This is a genomic window from Acinetobacter sp. PFS20 (assembly GCF_052261015.1).
In the GTDB taxonomy this organism is placed as follows: Bacteria; Pseudomonadota; Gammaproteobacteria; order Pseudomonadales; family Moraxellaceae; genus Acinetobacter.
In genome coordinates this window covers 1855587-1874090 of record NZ_JBPVZE010000001.1, presented here as the reverse complement: position 1 = coordinate 1874090, position 18504 = coordinate 1855587, and the positions used below count along the sequence as shown (strand labels likewise).

Annotated in this window: 17 protein-coding genes; 4 read left to right on the top strand and 13 right to left on the bottom strand. The window is 41.3% G+C overall.

What is annotated here, in order from left to right; translation table 11 throughout:
* Window positions 1-87 precede the first annotated feature (87 nt).
* Window positions 88-963 carry a LysR substrate-binding domain-containing protein gene (locus ACS125_RS08855; RefSeq protein WP_081399678.1) on the top strand — a complete coding sequence of 292 codons (876 nt, stop codon included), beginning with the start codon at window positions 88-90 and terminating at the stop codon, window positions 961-963.
* Window positions 964-975: 12 nt separating this feature from the next.
* Here ACS125_RS08855 and ACS125_RS08850 read toward each other — a convergent pair whose 3' ends face one another.
* Complete coding sequence (locus ACS125_RS08850; RefSeq protein WP_443271598.1) at window positions 976-1422, bottom strand: hypothetical protein; 447 nt, start codon at window positions 1420-1422, stop codon at window positions 976-978.
* 192 nt (window positions 1423-1614) lie between these two features.
* Here ACS125_RS08850 and ACS125_RS08845 point away from each other — a divergent pair, with 192 nt between their 5' ends.
* Complete coding sequence (locus ACS125_RS08845; RefSeq protein WP_443271596.1) at window positions 1615-2760, top strand: aldose epimerase family protein; 1146 nt, start codon at window positions 1615-1617, stop codon at window positions 2758-2760.
* A 67-nt stretch (window positions 2761-2827) separates the two neighbouring features.
* Here ACS125_RS08845 and ACS125_RS08840 read toward each other — a convergent pair whose 3' ends face one another.
* Complete coding sequence (locus tag ACS125_RS08840; RefSeq protein ID WP_443271594.1) at window positions 2828-4048, bottom strand: MFS transporter; 1221 nt, start codon at window positions 4046-4048, stop codon at window positions 2828-2830.
* A gap of 105 nt (window positions 4049-4153) precedes the next feature.
* Between ACS125_RS08840 and ACS125_RS08835 the strand changes: the two genes are divergently transcribed.
* Complete coding sequence (locus tag ACS125_RS08835) at window positions 4154-4942, top strand: AraC family transcriptional regulator (RefSeq protein WP_443271592.1); 789 nt, start codon at window positions 4154-4156, stop codon at window positions 4940-4942.
* On the opposite strand, the gene ACS125_RS08830 is transcribed toward ACS125_RS08835, so the two are convergent.
* Window positions 4909-6231 carry a glutaminase gene (locus ACS125_RS08830; protein ID WP_174759344.1) on the bottom strand — a complete coding sequence of 441 codons (1323 nt, stop codon included), beginning with the start codon at window positions 6229-6231 and terminating at the stop codon, window positions 4909-4911. The genes ACS125_RS08835 and ACS125_RS08830 overlap by 34 nt on opposite strands.
* Before the next feature lie 177 nt (window positions 6232-6408).
* Entirely contained in the window at window positions 6409-6891 is a 483-nt protein-coding gene (gene def, locus ACS125_RS08825) for a peptide deformylase (protein WP_443271590.1), read from the bottom strand.
* 233 nt (window positions 6892-7124) lie between these two features.
* Between def and ACS125_RS08820 the strand changes: the two genes are divergently transcribed.
* Window positions 7125-8423 (top strand): MFS transporter, encoded by a 1299-nt coding sequence (locus ACS125_RS08820; protein WP_443271588.1) that lies wholly within the window; start codon window positions 7125-7127, stop codon window positions 8421-8423.
* Between the two features lie 61 nt (window positions 8424-8484).
* Here ACS125_RS08820 and ACS125_RS08815 read toward each other — a convergent pair whose 3' ends face one another.
* The 9 genes from ACS125_RS08815 to ACS125_RS08775 form a co-directional block, all read right to left on the bottom strand.
* A complete protein-coding gene (locus tag ACS125_RS08815; protein ID WP_443271586.1) occupies window positions 8485-9681 on the bottom strand; it encodes a hypothetical protein in 1197 nt (398 codons plus the stop codon).
* A 155-nt stretch (window positions 9682-9836) separates the two neighbouring features.
* Complete coding sequence (locus ACS125_RS08810; protein WP_443271584.1) at window positions 9837-11477, bottom strand: thiamine pyrophosphate-binding protein; 1641 nt, start codon at window positions 11475-11477, stop codon at window positions 9837-9839.
* 38 nt (window positions 11478-11515) lie between these two features.
* Window positions 11516-12982 carry an aldehyde dehydrogenase gene (locus tag ACS125_RS08805; RefSeq protein WP_443271582.1) on the bottom strand — a complete coding sequence of 489 codons (1467 nt, stop codon included), beginning with the start codon at window positions 12980-12982 and terminating at the stop codon, window positions 11516-11518.
* Between the two features lie 13 nt (window positions 12983-12995).
* Window positions 12996-13787, bottom strand: coding sequence for an aspartate dehydrogenase (locus tag ACS125_RS08800; RefSeq protein WP_443271580.1), 792 nt, complete (start codon window positions 13785-13787; stop codon window positions 12996-12998).
* 15 nt (window positions 13788-13802) lie between these two features.
* A complete protein-coding gene (locus ACS125_RS08795) occupies window positions 13803-14597 on the bottom strand; it encodes an SDR family oxidoreductase (protein ID WP_174739935.1) in 795 nt (264 codons plus the stop codon).
* 15 nt (window positions 14598-14612) lie between these two features.
* Window positions 14613-15437: an alpha/beta fold hydrolase gene (locus ACS125_RS08790; protein ID WP_443271578.1), complete on the bottom strand. Its 825-nt coding sequence runs from the start codon at window positions 15435-15437 to the stop codon at window positions 14613-14615.
* A gap of 36 nt (window positions 15438-15473) precedes the next feature.
* Entirely contained in the window at window positions 15474-15995 is a 522-nt protein-coding gene (locus tag ACS125_RS08785; RefSeq protein WP_004794027.1) for a cupin domain-containing protein, read from the bottom strand.
* Between the two features lie 23 nt (window positions 15996-16018).
* Window positions 16019-17242 (bottom strand): MFS transporter, encoded by a 1224-nt coding sequence (locus ACS125_RS08780; RefSeq protein ID WP_238611950.1) that lies wholly within the window; start codon window positions 17240-17242, stop codon window positions 16019-16021.
* Between the two features lie 42 nt (window positions 17243-17284).
* Window positions 17285-18496: an NAD(P)/FAD-dependent oxidoreductase gene (locus tag ACS125_RS08775; RefSeq protein WP_174727728.1), complete on the bottom strand. Its 1212-nt coding sequence runs from the start codon at window positions 18494-18496 to the stop codon at window positions 17285-17287.
* Window positions 18497-18504 lie beyond the last annotated feature (8 nt).

Sequence of the window (18504 nt, the reverse complement as noted above, 5' to 3'; positions counted from 1 at the left end):
AAAATTCATGCCTATGCTATTTTTAAATAACTTTTAGGGATAAAAACGGATCATTTCATGGATAGCAGTGAAAACAATTTCAATCAGATGCCTTCAATTAAAACATTACAGGCTTTTGAACAAACCGCCCGTTTCGGCAATGTTGCCAAGGCAGCCGAGAATTTAAATCTCACGCCATCAGCAGTGAGTCACCAAATTGCTAAGCTTGAAGAAATGATTGGGCAGAGTTTATTTATTCGTGGTGCCCGTGGTGTGACGCTGACTCCTTCTGGCGAACGCTATTTTCAAGATGTCACGACCATTTTGCATAACCTGATGTTAGCCACTGAAAAAGCTGCCGATAAAAGCCCGAAAGACAGTTTATACATTCATTCATCTCCAAGTTTTGGTTTGCTTTGGTTATTGCCACGCCTTGAATCATTTAAAGAAAAGTTCCCAATGATTCAGGTCAACTTGTCATGTTCATATGAAAATTTGCACTTTACCCGTGACAAGATTGACATTGATATCCGTCATGGTTTGCCCAACTGGACAGGCGTAGAAATCAGAACGATTCGTAATGAAAAGCTAGAAGTACTTGCATCCCCCAAACTACTTGAACGTAGTCCAGTAAATAAACCTCAAGATTTATTAAAAAAAGAACTGATTTTATCGCGCTCAACCTTGGTTACTTGGCCACAATGGTTTGCCCATCAGGGTCTAAGTATTCCTGAGTTTCCCTACACTTTGAGTTTTGACCGCTCTTATATGTCACTTGAGGCAGCCACACACGGACTAGGATTTGTTTTGGAAAGTAATTTACTCACTCAAAATTACTTAGAATCTGGAAAGTTGGTTAGAGTTTTCGCAGATGAGCTATCAATTCCTATTTCTGCTCATCATTTGGTGTATCCGCGAACACATCAATTTATTCCTAAAATTGAGCTATTTTTAAACTGGATTCATGATGAGTTGGCAGATTGAGAAAGTCATTTCTTAAACGATTTGAATTTCCTTAACTCTTAAGTGATGCATCATCTCTCGAACAAATACAAAGTAGGTAAAAACATAAAGCTGATCTGGAGCTACTTGGCTTGTGTAGTAGCTTAAACGCTCAATAAAATCATTGAATCCATGCTCAAGCTCGATACGGCTGATTTGCTTTCTAGTACTAAAAAATAAATCACTGAGTTGTGTCATAGCAGCATCAGACGTAACAGCTACACTACTTATATTTAAATTTCTAAGTGGCTGAGACTCGATGATTTCCTCAATAAGATAAATCATCTTTTCGATAGCAAGCTCATCAACAATGCCATGACGAATACTTTTTGAATTAATAAACCCTAAGCCTTGTTGGAGTTGAACGTGTTGGTTGTTTATATCAAATGATAAGCCATTAAGACCAAGCGAAAATTTTAAAACCGAGTCGGGATGATTCATAAAAATAACTTACCGTCGAATTTTGCTCATAAGATTAATTTCTTTATAAGCGTAAATTGAACCAGTTTTTTCAATATTTAGCATTAACAGCTCCATTGTTATTAACACTATCTATAATAAAAACTTCTTTAAAAAGATGAAAAATCAATCTTATATTCATCCAGTCTTACTATTAAAAAATAGAGTATAAGCATGAAAAAATTAGCAATTTTAGGTGTTACGATTTATAGCTTTGCACAACTTGCAAATGCAGCAACATTAAATGTAAAGCCATATGGTACAACTCAAGACGGTCAAAAAGTTGATCTATACACCATGAGTAATAACAATGGTATCTCCGTATCATTTATCAGTTTCGGTGGTGTAATTACACAGATTTTGACTCCCGATGCACAAGGTAAAAAAAACAATATCGTTTTGGGCTTTGATGATCTAAAAGGCTATGAAGTCACTGATACCAAGGAAGGGATTCATTTTGGCGGATTAATTGGTCGTTATGCTAACCGTATTGGTAATGCTAAATTTAGCTTAGATGGAAAAACGTATAATCTTGAAAAGAATAATGGACCGAATTCATTGCATAGCGGTAATCCGGGTTTTGATAAACGTATTTGGCAAGTTAAGCCCCTCGTTTCTAAAGGTGAAACCGTTAAAGCTTCTCTGAAGTTAACTAGTCCAAATGGAGATCAAGGTTTTCCCGGAAAATTAGATGTAGAAGTGATCTACAGTCTTTCAGATCGAAATGAATTCCAAATTGAATATAAGGCCAAAACTGATCAGCCTACAGTCGTCAATCTAACCAACCACAGTTATTTCAATTTGTCAGGCGCTGGCAATAACCCTTATGGTGTACTAGATCATGTGGTACAACTCAATGCAGACCGTATATTGGTAACCGATCAAAACTCTTTACCAACAGGTGAAATAGCTTCGGTTGCAGGTACACCTTTTGATTTTCGGACGCCTAAGGCGATTGTGAAAGATATTCGAGCGAATAATCAGCAATTGGCCTATGGATATGGCTATGACCAAACTTGGGTAATTAATCAAAAGTCTCAAGGGAAATTAAATCTTGCAGCTCATGTGGTTGATCCAAAATCTAAACGAACAATGCAAGTCTTAACCACTGAACCAAGTATTCAAATGTATACAGCGAATCATTTATTAGGAAATATTGTTGGCGCAAATGGGGTGCTTTATCGACAGGCAGACGCGCTGGCATTAGAAACGCAGCACTTTCCAGATAGCCCGAATCAACCAACTTTCCCTTCTACACGTTTGAACCCAAATCAAACTTATAACAGTGTCACCGTATTTAAGTTTGGTATTCAGAAATAGTCTTTTTACTTGGAACTATAGTTATCTAAAAAGACTCTCAGCCGAATATGACTGAGAGTCTTTTCATTTATTTAACTTTTGTGTTTGGTAAAAATGCGGTGGCAAACCCAAGTAATGGCAAGAATGAACATAAACCAAATACCCACTCAATACCATTAACATCTGCTAAATGCCCTAACCCTGCTGCGGCAATACCACTTACCCCAAACATAAGACCAAACATTAAACCTGCAATCATACCCACACGGCCCGGAACAGCTTCTTGTGCGTAAACCACCATTGCAGCAAAAGCAGACGACAACACCAAACCTGCAATAATTGAGAAAACTGTTGTCCAAAATAAGTTTGCATACGGCATCATTAATGCAAACGGCGCCATACCAACAAATGAAACCCAGATAACAGCTTTACGGCCAATTTTGTCACCAATTGGGCCACCAGCAAATGTACCTAAAGCAACAGCTGCTAAAAAGGCAAATAAATGCAATTGGGCGGTCTGGATGCTGATATGGAACTTTTGAATAAGATAAAAAGTAAAGTAGTTACTAATGCTGGCAATGTAGGTAAATTTAGCAAACATCAATAAACTAATTGTGCTCAAAGCAATGATCAGCTTACGGCCATGCAATTTAGTATGTGCTTGAGTTGCACGTGCAGCTACCTGATTTTTAGCATGATTCACCGTCCAACGGCTTACCCCAAATAAAACCCAAATCGCTAAAAGTGCAAATATCACTAAGCCCGCAACTGCATGCTGTCCAAACGGTACAATTAGTAACGCTGCTAATAACGGGCCAATGGCAGTACCCGTATTTCCGCCCACCTGAAAAGTCGACTGCGCCGTACCAAAGCGCCCACCCGATGCCATTCGTGCCACCCGCGAAGCTTCAGGGTGAAAAGTTGCCGAGCCTACCCCAATAAGTGCAGATGCACACAACAACACTGCAAAGCTTGGTGAAAATGCCAACAAGATAATGCCACAGAATGTGACCATCATTCCGAGTGGTAGAAGATACGGTTTTGGATGTTTATCGGTATAAAGTCCAATCCAAGGCTGAAGCAGTGAACCTGTAATTTGATATACAAACGAAATCAGGCCAACTTGAGCAAAACTCAGCGAAAAGTTTGCTTTTAGCATTGGATAAATAGCGGGTAGCACAGCTTGAATCAAATCATTCAGTAAATGTGCGACCGCCACGGCGCCTACAATTTTAATAATCATTCCTTGAGGCTGATCATTTGCAACGGTATTGGCAATACCATCTTTCAATTGTATTGAAGACGTCATACCTGAAAAACTCCAATATTCTAAGTAAGATGCTTATTGTAAATTGTCGCTTATAAAGTTATCTTCCAATAATCATTGTATAAGTGACAATTTTTAGGATAGTTTATGTCCGATTCTCTTATTCAGTCTGATTTGTCTGAACTTGTGATTGGACTATCTTCTGAGCATTCTTACCGAGAAATCACCCCTACCCATACACATACACGTGCGCAGTTTTTGTATGCATCCACAGGAAACATTCAGGTGTTTACACCCAACAATGTCTGGATTGTGCCGCCCATGTGTGCCTTATGGATTCCTGCTCATGTCGAGCACAGTGTGATTTCACTAAGTCACGTGAAGTTAAATACGGCGTTGGTTGAAGTAAATGCAGCCGCTCTAATGGGTCAGAATTGCTTTATTATTCGGGTAAGCAACCTGTTGCATGAGCTTTTGATTCGTTTAAATGAAATTGAGCGAGAAAACACGCCAAATACAGCGACATCTCAAGAACTTTCCCGTTCTTTACAAATTTTGATTTTTGAAGAAATTCATCGTGCCAATTTATTGCCTATCCAGATTCCTTGGCCGAAAGACAAACGGTTATTAAAAATTTGCCAAGAGTTATTACATACTCCTGACCATTCAAAAGACTTAACAGATTGGGCTGACGAGATTGGTGCGAGTTCTAGAACCCTAATGCGCATGTTCCAAAAAGAAACAGGGCTATCGTATCGGGCATGGGTCCAGCAAATGCATATTGCACTTGCGTTAAGTAAAATTGCGAATGGTGAATCTATTGCTCAAGTTTCAGAGTCGCTGGGGTACACAAACCCCAGCGCGTTCAGTGCGATGTTTAAGCGACACCTAGGAAAAACACCTCAGCAATTTAGAAGTGCCGCGATGTCGCTATAAGTCTTTTTTTTAGTGCGAATCTCATGCTTTTCGAGCAAATCATCAAAATCGTGGTAGACATGCAACTCACGATCTTTCGCTGTTCTGGCATGATCTAATCGTTGTTCAGGGTCCACTAAAACAAGGGTATGGCCATCATCAATCAGACGATCTACACCTTCTAAGAACATACGTTTACCCACATCGTGGATCAGTGAAATCTGAGTTAAATCAATAACGATTGTGCTTTGATCAGTTGTCTCATCTTGTAAAATGCGCAACAACATTTCAGCTTCGGTAAATTTCAATACACCTCGAAGTACATACACACTTAATGATGCGTCTTTTCCTGTGCGGTAATGACTTTGTACAATGGTTTGTGCAGAAGGTGTACCTTCCATGAGATGTAATCCCATGTCACGAGATAATCGCTCTAAAATATCGATACCTCGAATACTATGACCATGCTCATCTAAACGAGGAGAGAAAGCAGCAATACTGACCTGCCCTGGTAGAACACCCAAAATACCACCTGCTACGCCACTCTTAGCAGGAATACCTACAGTCGACAGCCAGTCACCCGCGGCATCATACATGCCACAGCTCATCATGACACTGAGTACTTGTCTAACCACAGATCGGTTTAACAAACGCTTTCCAGTTTTAGGGTCGACCCCGCCATTGGCAAGTACACTGCCCATACGGACTAGATCTTTAACCGTAACCATGATCGCACATTGACGAATGTAACCATTCACGATATCTACAGGGTCAGTTTCTAAAATTCCGACAGTCCGCAACATATAACCGATCGAAAGATTACGGTAGGCTGTTTTGACTTCCGAATCATAAACAGACTCATCAAAACTTAATTCGCGGCCTGCAAGCTCGCTCATAAAACGGCGTAGAATTTCTGCACTATGTAAACCATGCTTGACCTGAATCAAGGAATGTACAGTAATTGCGCCAGAGTTAATCATCGGGTTTTTCGGACGACCATCTTTACCCAATGAAATTTCATTGAAGGCTTCCCCCGAAGGCTCTACCCCTACTTTCGCAAGTACTGCATCAATGCCAAGCTGTTGTAAAACATAGGCGTATACGAATGGTTTAGAAATCGACTGGATGGTGAATTCAACATTATCATCTCCAATCGAATAAATTTCACCATCTACTGTAGACATGGCTAAAGCTAATCGATCTGGATTTGCATTTGCTAACTCTGGAATATAGTCAGCTAGATGTCCGCTATTATCTACCTCACAGGCTTCTATCACATTTGCCAAATAATCTGGGAGAGGGGTTTTCATGGTCAGTAACCTTAAATGAGGAGATTTACACTTTCGATCATTTTTTCAGCACAACCTGCTGATAATATTAAAATTATAATTTTTTAGTGAAATAAAAATCACGATATAAGTATTGTAATTGCTATGTCTTATTCATTTCAAGCTCATTATAGGTTTTTCAAAACTTTAAACTGAAGATTAGCTTATTCTTTCTACAAACAAGATTCCATTTAAATGATCGACTTCATGTTGAACAATGCGAGCTGGAAAACCATGAAAAATTGTTTCAACCATCTCCCCTTTAAGTGTTAGATATTTAACCTTGACCATTTCTGCACGTTCAACTTGTCCACGCTCATCTGGCACACTTAAACAACCTTCTTCACCCAAAAGCGTTTCACTCGAAAATTCTAAAATTTCAGGATTTACCATCACCACAGCATCCATTTCAAGTGCATCGGGATAACGTGGATTTGGTCGAGATGCCACAATAATGACTCGTTTAGAGATATAAACTTGCGGTGCGGCAATCCCTACTCCATTACGCTCAAGCATTGTTGCTTGCATAGCGGCTGCCAACTGATAAAGCCAATCACTGTTTAACTCATTTGCCGAGACAGGAGCCGCAATCAGTTTTAAGATATCTTCACCACGCTTTGCGACTGGTAAAACTACACTCATCCTTTGAATCTCTCATTAAGCTCGATATGACAAGTTTTATTGTGTCGCTGAATAGCCCAAAAGAAAAGTCATTCCTACATCTGTTTTTGTTTCATCTAATGCATTTTTTGTTTTAAAGCTTTTATATTACTTAGCCTAGTCCGTACTTGAACAATAGAACAAATTTCCTCCATTTACTTTTACTTCACTTTTCCATTAATATCCAAACTTCAATTACAACAATTAAGTAAAAAATGGATCAGGACTTAACTTTGCAGGATGCGAACTATCTTAATAAAGAAGATAAACGAACCCTTGCCCTTTCTTCATTGGGCGGTGCTTTAGAGTTTTACGACTTCGTGATTTATGTGTTTTACGCCAAAATCATTTCTGACCTGTTTTTCCCAAGTACGCTTAGTCCTTTTTGGGCCATGCTTAACACTTACGGCATTTTCGCAGCAGGTTACTTTTTTAGGCCCTTAGGCGGGGTTGTCATGGCCCATTTTGGTGATCTGGTCGGGCGCAAAAAACTATTTTCGCTTTCTATTTTGCTGATGGCGCTGCCTACCCTATTTATAGGGATTTTGCCCACCTTTGAAAATATTGGGTATTTGGCACCGCTACTTTTATTGCTTATGCGAGTGGTACAAGGGATTGCAATTGGAGGTGAAATTCCAGCTGCATGGACCTTTGTATCTGAACACGTCCCTGAAAGAAAAATTGGTCTGGCAAATGGTTTACTCACCGCTGGACTGTCTTTAGGAATTTTACTAGGTGCACTGATGTCTTTATGGATTTCACTGAATTTTAGTGAAGGACAAATCCATGACTGGGCTTGGCGTATACCCTTTATTGCAGGCGGTATTTTTGGTCTGGTTGCACTTTATTTAAGGACCTATTTAAAAGAAACCCCAGTGTTTAAAGCCATGCAGGCACGTAAAGAAATTTCAAAAGAAATGCCTGTAAAACAAGTCTTAAAAACGCATAAAACAGCCGTTGCGATTGGTATGTTATTTACGTGGTTTTTAACTGGCTGTGTGGTGGTGGTGATTTTAGCCATGCCGAATTTATTGATTGGTTCATTTGGCTTTGAGCGCGCACAGACTTTTGAAATGCAAAGTGCAGCCATTGTCATGCAAATGGTTGGCTGTATTTTGGCAGGCTATTTTGCTGACCGTTTTGGCTGTGGCAAAGTGATGATGGTCGGTGCGCTTGCAGTAGCACTCACAGCAGCAGTTTTTTATAACAGTTTAGGACATGCCGCACATTCAACCATTTTTGGTTTATATATGTTGTTAGGTCTATGCTCTGGTACTGTCGGCATGGTATCGAGCAGTATGGTTAAAATGTTTCCCGCGCCTGTGCGCTTCTCGGGCATTTCATTTTCTTATAATTTATCGTATGCAATTGTTGGTGGTATGACCCTGCCTTTAGTTCATTGGCTCAGTCAATATAGTGATATTGGTGCGATGTATTATATTTTCGCGCTGACTATTTTAGCCTTTGTGACTGCTTTTATATTTTGGAATAAGTTTGAAAAAAACAGATATTAAACGCTTTAAATTATTAAATAAAAAACCACGCCGATTGCGTGGTTTTTTATTGCTGCTTACTTTAGAAAGTAAAGCCGATATTAAAGTTAATACGGTATAACCATTTATCGCTGTTTGGCGAAGTTGCAGAGGTATAACCTGTTGAGTTTGTAGAGCCACCAATGATGTTGGAGTTTTTACCCCACGTATAATCTGCCCAAACCATAAATGGTGAAGCAATAAACATCATACCTGTGGTGTTCATTTGCGAGTCGGACCAATCATCACGTTTTTTATCGAGGTAACTATAGTCATTATAAAACTTAATGGATTTTAGCTTACCCATATTGGTGACAGGCAAAGTATAGGCAAGGTTTAAACTGGCAATCGTACCTTCTGAAGCAATGAAATAAGCAGGTGTAAGGCCGTTTGCTCCCATCAAAGTCATATCACTATTTACACCATCTGGATTTTTAGCATCGTACTGATAGTGAATGACCGAGCTTTGTAAATTAAAGCGTTTGTAGTTGTTTTCGGTGTGCAAACCAACTGCATAATATTTGCCGTCTTTATCGGTCACTTTGTTATGTAACTGTGCAATCGCCCCAGAAACACCAAACTCTTGCTTACCGAAATCAGTTTCTAACTTGCGAACAATGCGGGTATTCACCTGATTACGCTTTTCATTTTGATAGGCTTTTTGAGATGGAAATGCATTTCCTGCCAAGTCATCATAAGTTGCACTTTCAGGTGAATAACGCAAATTCGTCTCTAACATTTGCGGGTAATAACCGAGTTTTAAATCCCAATCTTTGTCGTGATAATTCCAGTTAATCCCCGGTGCAATGTTATTGCCATAACCTAAAAAGAATGGAATGTGATAGGTCCAGCCATTTTGTGGGTATGGATAAATCGTGAAAGGCTTATAAACCAGACCCGCTTCAATGCTGTTATTCGCATCTAGGTTATATCCAACATATGCTTTCTCAATGGACGTTTTCTGTTGGTCTTGAAACATATAACTGGCATTGATGTAGGCATCATCAAACTTTCCTTTGAGATCTACCCTGAAAATATCAAAATGGAGCTTACCAAAACCACGGTTTGGCCCTTCCCAATCTTCATAGCGTTGATTTAACCGAACCACCCCACCTAATTTTAATGAGTCGGTGCCGTCATCACTTTTCCATTCAAGCAATGAGTCTTTTGCAAATGCATTGACGCTTACCCCCAGCGTAAGCGGTGCAATGAATGCCATGATCAATGAAGTCTTTTTCATCTCTACATCCTTGATTGAGTTCCAGCGTCCTGCTGGAACTTTATTTGTTTTACCTGTAAAACTTAGTTTTTATTGTTTTTTAGACAAAAAATTTTATCTAAAAAAAGGATGGCTTAGCAGCTCCCATCGCATATGTACTAAACCATCCAAACTAGTTAATACAGTTTCTTTTGTGGTGGACCCGCGAAGTTTAATGGTCCAATCGAGTTCATATCGAGCTCAATCACAGTTGGTCCTTCAAAAGCGACAGCCTCTTGAATAACCGTTTTAAACTCATCTGCACTACCCACTTTCCAGCTCTTCACACCCATTGATTCGCCAAGAAGTTTATAGTCAGGTGTATGCAATTCATTAAAATATTGACGACCACCAAAGTAGTTATTTTGAATGCCACGCATTACGCCATAACCACCATCATTCATAATCATGAGAACCATGTTGGTGTTTTCTTGCACCATGGTTGCAATCTCACCAATGCCAAGCATTAAGCCGCCATCGCCGACCAAACCAATTACTTTTTTGTCAGGGTTAGCAACTGAGGCACCGATTGCTGTTGCAAGACCTAAACCAATTGCCCCCGCAAGTGAATGGATATTTTGGTTTGGTGCTTGTACAGGGAATAAACGGCTGCCCCATGTACTGCCCGACATGGTGATGTCTCGTACAAAAATACCGTCTTGCGGTAAAGCTGCACGCAAGTGATCACAAATCAAAGCGTATTGGTCGATTTGTTTACGCAGTGCATCAATTGCAGCTTGTTTAGCAGCCACTACAGCAGCATCGTAGTCAGCATCAACTTTTGAAGTTCCTTGGAGCTGTTCTAACACACGTGTTAAGACATCTTTAGCATCGCCACAAATGAAGTTGCGGATTTTGTAATTACGTTGCTGAGCCACAGGGTTAGCATCAACCTGAATAATATTTTCAGGAAACTCAACCGAATAGGTTTTAGTTTCATTACTACGTAAACGGGAACCCACAACAACCATTAAGTCAGCATCTTTTAATAACTGCTCAACACCTACCGAGTTATGGAAAGCACCTAAACTACGTGGGTGATCATCTGCCAAAACACCGCGGCCGTGCGTAGACGACACAACCGGAATACCTAAATCTGCAATTGCTTTAACTTCAGCAACACTGTTTAAAGTTCCACCACCAATCCAGAAAATTGGACGTTTTGCTTTTTTGATTTCATTCACAAGAAGATCAATTTCAGCTTGTTCCGCCTGAGGCAATTCAAGTGCTTTCACTGGCCCCAAGTTAAGTGGTAAATCAATTTCTGCTGCCTGCACATCAATTGGTAGCTCGACACTGACAGGTCCCATTGGAACAGTCGTTGCAACACGGATGGCTTCACGAATCACACCAACAGCATTGTCTGGACTGGTAATGCGAAATGCCGCTTTGCTTGATGCACGTAAAAACGTAAGTTGGTCTTTAGTTTCATGGATGAAACTTGCATCACGATCGAGATATTCACGCTCAACCTGACCTGTTAAATGCAATACAGGGCTACCCGCATTCATTGCTTCAATCAATGAACCCACCGCATTACCAGCACCAGCACCGGTACTAGTCAACGCTACACCTATGCCTTTAAAACGCGAGTGCGCATCTGCCATAGTGACCGCACCAGCCTCACCACGGGCTGCGACAAAGCGCATTTTTTCACGGCGTCCTACTGCATCGGCAATAGGTAAATTGTGGATGGAAATAACACCATACATACTATCAACTTGGTGCGCTTCTAAAACTCTTGCGATTGCTTCGCCTACATTTACACGTTCAGTCATGTCTATTCCTCAAAATTTGTTTTCAGTCCTTGAATTTATTAATCGCACCAAGGGTTAGGCTGTTCATTCAGCCCCATATAAATACTCTTTTGTTGCATGTACGATAAAATGCCCAAACGGCCTTTTTCGCGCCCGATACCACTGTCTTTAAAGCCACCAAACGGCGCACTAATCGAGAACTTTTTGTAGGTATTAATCCATACCGTCCCTACTTCTAATGCACGTGCGATGCGCCAAGCTTTACGATAGCTTTCAGTCCAGATACCTGCGGCAAGACCAAAACAACTGTCATTGGCTTGGGTAATTAAATCTTGCTCATTGTCATATTTCATAACGACTAAAACAGGGCCAAAAATTTCTTCCTGACAAGTTTGAGCACTGTTATTTAAGCCCGTAATAATGGTCGGTAAGTAATAACTTCCTTTGGCATAGTCACCAGTCGTAAGTGCCTCACCACCAATCACAACTTGACCGCCTTCGCTTTTGGCAAGCTGCACATAGCGGTCAACTGACTGCAAATGCTTGTCATTCACTAGTGGCCCTAAATGCACACCAGCCTGTTCAGGATGGCCCACACGTAAGCCTTTGGTAATTTCAACCAAACGCGTTAAAAACTGATCGTAAAGACTGCTATGAATAAACAAGCGAGAACCTGCGATACACGCTTGGCCTGCCGAGCTAAAAATACCGTACGCGACACCTTTAGCTGCCAGTTCAACGTCTGCATCTGGCAAAACGATGGTTGGTGACTTTCCACCCAACTCAAGTGAAGTGGTAATCAGTTTATCTGCAGCAATATGTGCCAAATGACGCCCTGTGGTTGTTCCACCTGTAAAAGAGATTTTACGAACCAATGGATGTTGAGCAATTGCATCACCAATTATAGAACCACGCCCCACTAACACACTGAGTAGACCTTTTGGTAAACCTGCCTCTTCAAAAATTTTGGCAAGCTCTAAAGCAATCAGTGAAGTCGCTTCAGCTGGTTTTAAAACCACGGCATTTCCTGCTGCCAAAGCTGGAGCAAGCTTTTGAACTTCACTCGCAATTGGAGAGTTCCAAGGCGTAATAGCTGCTACTACGCCTACAGGTTCATGCACACTCATGGTCATGAAGTCTGAAGCACGCTGAGTGGTGAGCTCATCATTCATTGTTTCACATGCCGCTGCAACATAACGTGCAGTCGCCGCAGCGCTCATCACCAAACCACGAGTTTCGGTTAAAGGCTTACCATTATCGCGTGTTTGTAATTTTGCTAATTCATCGACACGCGCTTCAATAATGTCTGCAACTTTGTAGAGAATACATGCGCGCTCATGCGGCAAGCTGTTTCTCCAGTTCGGTTGACGCCAAGCCTGATCCGCTTTTTCAATTGCTTCATTTACATCTTCAAGCGTTGCTGTTGAAAGCTCAGCGTTTACCGACTGATCTGCCGGAAACAGGCTCTGAATGACTGCACCACGGCCTAATCGCCATTCACCTGCAATATAAATTTCCTTTGCCATGATCAAATCCTTCTTAAATCTGTATTGCTTCTACACTGTTGCGACAGGCACGAATCACGCTCAGCGCAGCCAAAGTTGATGTTTTTGGGTTACTTAGTAACGGCACGCCCACCAGTTCAATGGTCATTTGTCCAAAGCCACCTTCTGCCACAATGGTGTGTTTGTTTTTGTTGATGGTTGGATCAACAGTTAACTCAACCATGGTTTCATCCATTCCAAGCCCTGCAAGCGCAATGGTTGCTGCAACGTTGGCATTGGCTGGAAATTTGGTCGCGGCTTCACGCGCAGTTCCTGTGAAAAAGACCGTAGGTTCAGCAACGTGATCTAAATCCACCAATTGCTCTGCATAACTACCCTTCCAGCTTTTTGGACTTTTACAGCCTTTGTAAGTGACTTTTTGCAAGCCACCTTCTTTAGCCGCAGAAATACCGTCAATACCTGCAATAGCCCCTGCCAGTAAATGCAGATGGGCATCATTTTTTTCGGCAGTTTGCTTAAGCTGAACCAAAAACTCGTTATCAGCTAAAGTACCCACCGAGATCAAACCAAGGGTCCAGCCTTTCGCTAAAACTTTTTGAGCATGCTCTTTCACAGCTGCTTGACCTGCCACCTCAATGACATAGTCTGGCGTACCATCACATTGCTCAATATCTGAAATCACCTGAATCTCGGAAGAGACTTGTGACTGCACTTTTTCAATGCTGCGAGATGGCACGACAATCCATTTGAGTTGCAGATCTTGAGGCAAGTGGGCATACACTTCTGCTGCCATTGCGCCAAAACCAATCATCATCAACTTTTTCATGACAGCACCTGATATTTATAAATGTTTATTAAAACCACCCGAGACATCTATTGCCGAACCTGTGGTGTAAGATGCCAATGGTGATGCCAAGAAAACTAAAGCAAGTGCAGGTTCTTCTGGACGACCTAAACGTTGCATTGGGATACCGCGATTTTTTGCGATATTGCCTGTCCACTCTTCCCAAGACATATTTAAATCTGAGCGAGTTTCATAACGTCGTTTCCACTGCGCAGATTCGACCATTCCAAGTAAAATCGAGTTCACACGAACGCCATACTGCGTAAACTCATGGGCCAAAGAGTGGGTTAAATTCAATAAAGCAGCGCGTGCAGATGAAGTCGCAATCATGTGCGGTTCCGGTTGCAATGCCAGTAATGAGTTCACATTGGTAATTGAGGCATTTGCCGACTGTTTTAAGTCATCAAGAAAAGCCCGTACCGGATGTAATACACTGAAATATTTCAGCTCGATTTCTTTCATCCAGTCTTCATCTTGCGTATTTTCAAAATTTGAAACACGCCCTTGCCCAGCATTGTTAATGAGCATGTCCACATTGCCCAAATTGAGTTTGACCTCTTTGGCAAATTGCTGAACTTCTTCTTTTTTCAACACATTACATGCTTTAGTAAAAATATTGGCATGCGGAAATTTTTCTAAAATATAGTGTTTAGACGCATTTAAACGTTCTTCATCGCGACCACACCACGCTACTTTTGCACCCTCTGCAACCAGTATTTCAACAGCAGCCAGCCCAATCCCAGATGAGCCACCGGTAACAACTGCAACTTTTCCTTCAACTTGGAAGCTCATAATCCTTAATCTCTCTTACGATTGTTCCTGAATCGTCAACATAATTTGGTTAAATGCTTGCGGTTGGTCGACATAACTTAAATGTCCTGCGTCTTCTATGACAAAGCGCTGTTCCAACTGCAATTCCTGAGCAAGCGCTTGTATACCTAACGCAGGAGTGATTTGATCTTGCTGCCCAGCAATCACTGTGCACGGGACTTTTAAATCGGTTAAATAATTACGTATTTCGTCATATGCCAGTAAGTACGATGCATGGGTAAAACCCTGTAGAGTCAACTGCTGCATCACCTCTGAAACTAAAGCTAAGGCTTGTGGTTCCTGTCTATAAATCAAATGAGGTCCACGGCTTTCAGCCATGCCTTTAGCACCTAACTCTTTCAACATTTTTGGTCTTTTTTCAAAAACCTGAATTTGTGTTTGTTCATCGTGGCGTTGGTAGCCTTGAGCTAAGTTAGCGACAACCAAGTGTTCCACTCGCTCTGGGTAAAGTGCAGCAAATGCACTCGCCTGTAAGGCACCTAATGAGTGTCCGACCACAATTGCTTTTTCAATTTTTAAAACATCAAACAATGCAGCTAAACGCTTTGCGTAGTCGATCGCATTGGGTTGATCAGTTAAAAGTTCATCTGATTTGCCATAGCCTGGTGCGTCCCAGGCAATGACATGAAAATGATGAGACAACAGTTCAAGTTGGTTTACCCATGAAGCAGAACCTGAACTAATGCCATGCAACAGCACAAGGTACTCGCCCTGACCAGCTTCCCGATAAGCTTGTTGCTGACCTTGAACAGTCACGATTTTCACCGGAAATTCTGCTAACTTTTCAATGAGTGTCATCATTTTCAATTCTTTCCTTTCATTCACTTCATCAAACTATTAACGTTTGATTTGAGACAATGGATGCTCTGGTGGATAGTTCGGAATGGTTGGTTTACCTGTTCCCAACATCACACACATCAAGGCATCTTCTTGACCTGGGTTAAATAAACCACGGTAAATTCCCGGTGGAATTGAAATCAGGTCACGCTCTTTTAAACGGGTCTCAAATTTTTCGCCGTTGTGCTCAATGAACAAATCAATTTCGCCGCGAAGCATAAAGAACACTTCTTCAACATCGTGGTGAATATGCAAAGGGCCTTCACACTGTGGTGGCAGAACCATGGTTGAAAATGTGAAGTTTTCTGCCGGAACGGTGTTACCGTCATTTGCAACACCTGTTGCACCCGTACCCATGTAACGCATTTGTGCACGGCGATATTTCGGGTCGTAATCTGCTTGGAACTTCAAAGCATCAAAGTCATATTTACGTGTCTCAAAGCGAGCAATACGCGTGTTTAACCACTCTTCTAATGAAGCATTTTCTGGTTGTGCCCACGATTCGAATTGTTGTGTAGTCATTTCTTAAACTCCTATACAGTGAATTAATAACGTTTTAAAAGAGGAACCAAGAACAACGACCCAATGACAGCGACAGCAGCCAAGAAGGTAATTCCTAAATTAAAACTGTGTGTTTGCATCACGATGTAACCGATAAGAACAGGCGCAATTGCACTTGCAAAATTACCTAACCCGTTAAATATTCCACCCGCAGTCGCCCCTACATTTGAGGTCGTTACTTTTGCAAGAAGAGCAAATACAGCGGCCACTCCAAAGCCCCACGCCATCGCGCTTAAAGACATGGCAGCAATAATCAATAATGGCTCAGTCATAATGACCATCACATACATGAAGATGCCCGCGAGTAATAAACCGCTAAATACTTGAATTGCTCGACGGCCTAACTTGTCAGATAAGAACGCACCGATGATTTCGCCAATTAACATGGCAATGAATGGAAAGCTTGAATACATCCCAAACTCTTTGAGATTGAATCCTTTGTCTTGCATAAGATAAGAAGGAACCCAACTGTTTAAGCCCCACAAATACGTCATCAATGCAATGTTAAATAGACACACCAACCAGAATGCGCTGTTGCTTAAGAGCAATTTAGTATTGGCAATATGACCTTTGAAATTGGTACGTTTACTCTCACCATCAATTTCGACAGTTTTCTTGAGCTGCAAGTTACGTAAACCGAAAACAATGCTGAAAATCGCGATTAGTGTTAATCCAGCCATCACAAAAAACGTGGTATGCCAGTCATGGTGCGCTAAAACATTGGCAGTGATCGGGAACCCAAGGAATGCACCAATCGGCGTTCCAAGTAAGAACATGGTAGAAGCACGTGCCTGCTGATGGTCTGTATAAGTCTGCTTAACAATGGTATACGCCAAGGCAAATAGCGGACCTTCTGCTAAACCGAGCAGTACACGTAAAATCAACATGCCTGAATAACTGGTGGTGAAGCCCATGCAAAACATGAGTAAACCCCAAGAGGTCACACTCCAGAACAGCATTTTCTTTGGGTTAAAGATGTCACCCAAAAAGCTTAGAAAAACTGATGAAAAACCATAAGCAAGTAAGAAACTTGTCATGAGCCATCCAAGCTTGGCCTTATCTTCAGCAATTCCCATTGCACTTTGAAAATGTGGATCTGAAAATAAAACCGCAATACTAATCTTGTCGAAAAACGCCAGTACCACACACACCATAAGGACAAAAGCAGGTACCCAATGCTTTAATCCACTTTTTTCTTCATTACTCATGTGTCATTCCTTCGATTTGGTAATGAGAACCAGATTTAATGTTTACGGTTTTAACTTCATGACATTAAATTCAGAATCTGCTAACAGTTTTGGATCTAAAACGGTATTGGCTTGCATCCAACGTTTTGCCAGTTTGACTAGCTTCGAGTCATTAATGGCAATCATGTTGAGCAAACGATTTTCATGGTCCAGATATAAATAGCTCACCTGATCTTCACCGCCTTGGCGAATGACCAATTCTTTAGTTTTTTCAGGTTGATACGTTCCTAAAATCTGGATATTAAAGTGATATTGATCAGACCAAAGCCATGGAATATCACTATATTCAGTTTCAATTCCGAGCATCGATTTCGCTGCGGCAATCGCCTGATTTTGTGCATTTGCCCAAGACTGAATGCAGTAGCCCAAACCCGGATGAATCGCGACATCGCCTGCGGCATAAATGTTTTGATCTGAGGTTTGTCCAAAACAATTCACCACAATGCCATCTTTCACATCGAGACCAGCGTGTACACCTAACTCTTTGGCAATGTCAGCGCCTGCACCTACTACAACACAGTCAAATAACTGACTATTTTGAGGATGGTTCACCACTTCAACTTTTTGGTTAGGCGCTTCAACTAAATGAAGACTCTTGCTGTCTAAGTGAATTTTTGTACCTTGAGTTTCATGCATATTTTTTAAAAATGCAGAAACTTCCAGACTCACGCTTCTTGCGCATAAACGATCGCCATATTCAAAAATATGAACATCTTTACCTTGCTTACGTGCAGTTGCAGCAATTTCTAAACCAATCCAGCCACCGCCGATCACAGCGACATTTTTTGCATTCTTTAAAATTTCAGCCAAACGTTCACAGTCATGCACATTGCGTAAGGTCACAACATTTGGAATAAACTGCCATGTATTGACCGGTACACGTGCACGGCTTCCGGTTGCAATTAGCAATTTGTCATATGGCAAAATCTGGCCACTCTCTAAATGAACCTGTTTTTGCTCACGGTCGACTTTTGTTGCAATTTCCGGTTTATGCCATTGAACGTTAAACTCTTGAACCTGTTCAGGAGAGAACAGATTCAAACTTTCATAAGTTGCTTCTTTTGAAAGTACTTGCTTAGACAGTGGCGGACGCTCATAAAACACTTGATCTTCATTTGAAACCACGTGAATTTCGCCCACATACCCATTTTGACGTAAGGTACTTACTGCCCAACCCGCTGCCTGTCCGGCACCTACAATTACGATCTTTTCCATAGCCATCT

Coding starts and splice junctions, on each gene's coding strand:
- ACS125_RS08830 (WP_174759344.1), bottom strand. CDS start 6,231: ATGAAAACCCCTCTCCCAGATTATTTGGCAAATGTGATAGAAGCCTGT.
- ACS125_RS08795 (WP_174739935.1), bottom strand. CDS start 14,597: ATGAGCTTCCAAGTTGAAGGAAAAGTTGCAGTTGTTACCGGTGGCTCA.
- ACS125_RS08805 (WP_443271582.1), bottom strand. CDS start 12,982: ATGGCAAAGGAAATTTATATTGCAGGTGAATGGCGATTAGGCCGTGGT.
- ACS125_RS08835 (WP_443271592.1), top strand. CDS start 4,154: ATGTCCGATTCTCTTATTCAGTCTGATTTGTCTGAACTTGTGATTGGA.
- ACS125_RS08850 (WP_443271598.1), bottom strand. CDS start 1,422: ATGAATCATCCCGACTCGGTTTTAAAATTTTCGCTTGGTCTTAATGGC.
- ACS125_RS08820 (WP_443271588.1), top strand. CDS start 7,125: ATGGATCAGGACTTAACTTTGCAGGATGCGAACTATCTTAATAAAGAA.
- ACS125_RS08845 (WP_443271596.1), top strand. CDS start 1,615: ATGAAAAAATTAGCAATTTTAGGTGTTACGATTTATAGCTTTGCACAA.
- def (WP_443271590.1), bottom strand. CDS start 6,891: ATGAGTGTAGTTTTACCAGTCGCAAAGCGTGGTGAAGATATCTTAAAA.
- ACS125_RS08840 (WP_443271594.1), bottom strand. CDS start 4,048: ATGACGTCTTCAATACAATTGAAAGATGGTATTGCCAATACCGTTGCA.
- ACS125_RS08815 (WP_443271586.1), bottom strand. CDS start 9,681: ATGAAAAAGACTTCATTGATCATGGCATTCATTGCACCGCTTACGCTG.
- ACS125_RS08810 (WP_443271584.1), bottom strand. CDS start 11,477: ATGACTGAACGTGTAAATGTAGGCGAAGCAATCGCAAGAGTTTTAGAA.
- ACS125_RS08790 (WP_443271578.1), bottom strand. CDS start 15,437: ATGATGACACTCATTGAAAAGTTAGCAGAATTTCCGGTGAAAATCGTG.
- ACS125_RS08800 (WP_443271580.1), bottom strand. CDS start 13,787: ATGAAAAAGTTGATGATGATTGGTTTTGGCGCAATGGCAGCAGAAGTG.
- ACS125_RS08785 (WP_004794027.1), bottom strand. CDS start 15,995: ATGACTACACAACAATTCGAATCGTGGGCACAACCAGAAAATGCTTCA.
- ACS125_RS08775 (WP_174727728.1), bottom strand. CDS start 18,496: ATGGAAAAGATCGTAATTGTAGGTGCCGGACAGGCAGCGGGTTGGGCA.
- ACS125_RS08780 (WP_238611950.1), bottom strand. CDS start 17,242: ATGAGTAATGAAGAAAAAAGTGGATTAAAGCATTGGGTACCTGCTTTT.
- ACS125_RS08855 (WP_081399678.1), top strand. CDS start 88: ATGCCTTCAATTAAAACATTACAGGCTTTTGAACAAACCGCCCGTTTC.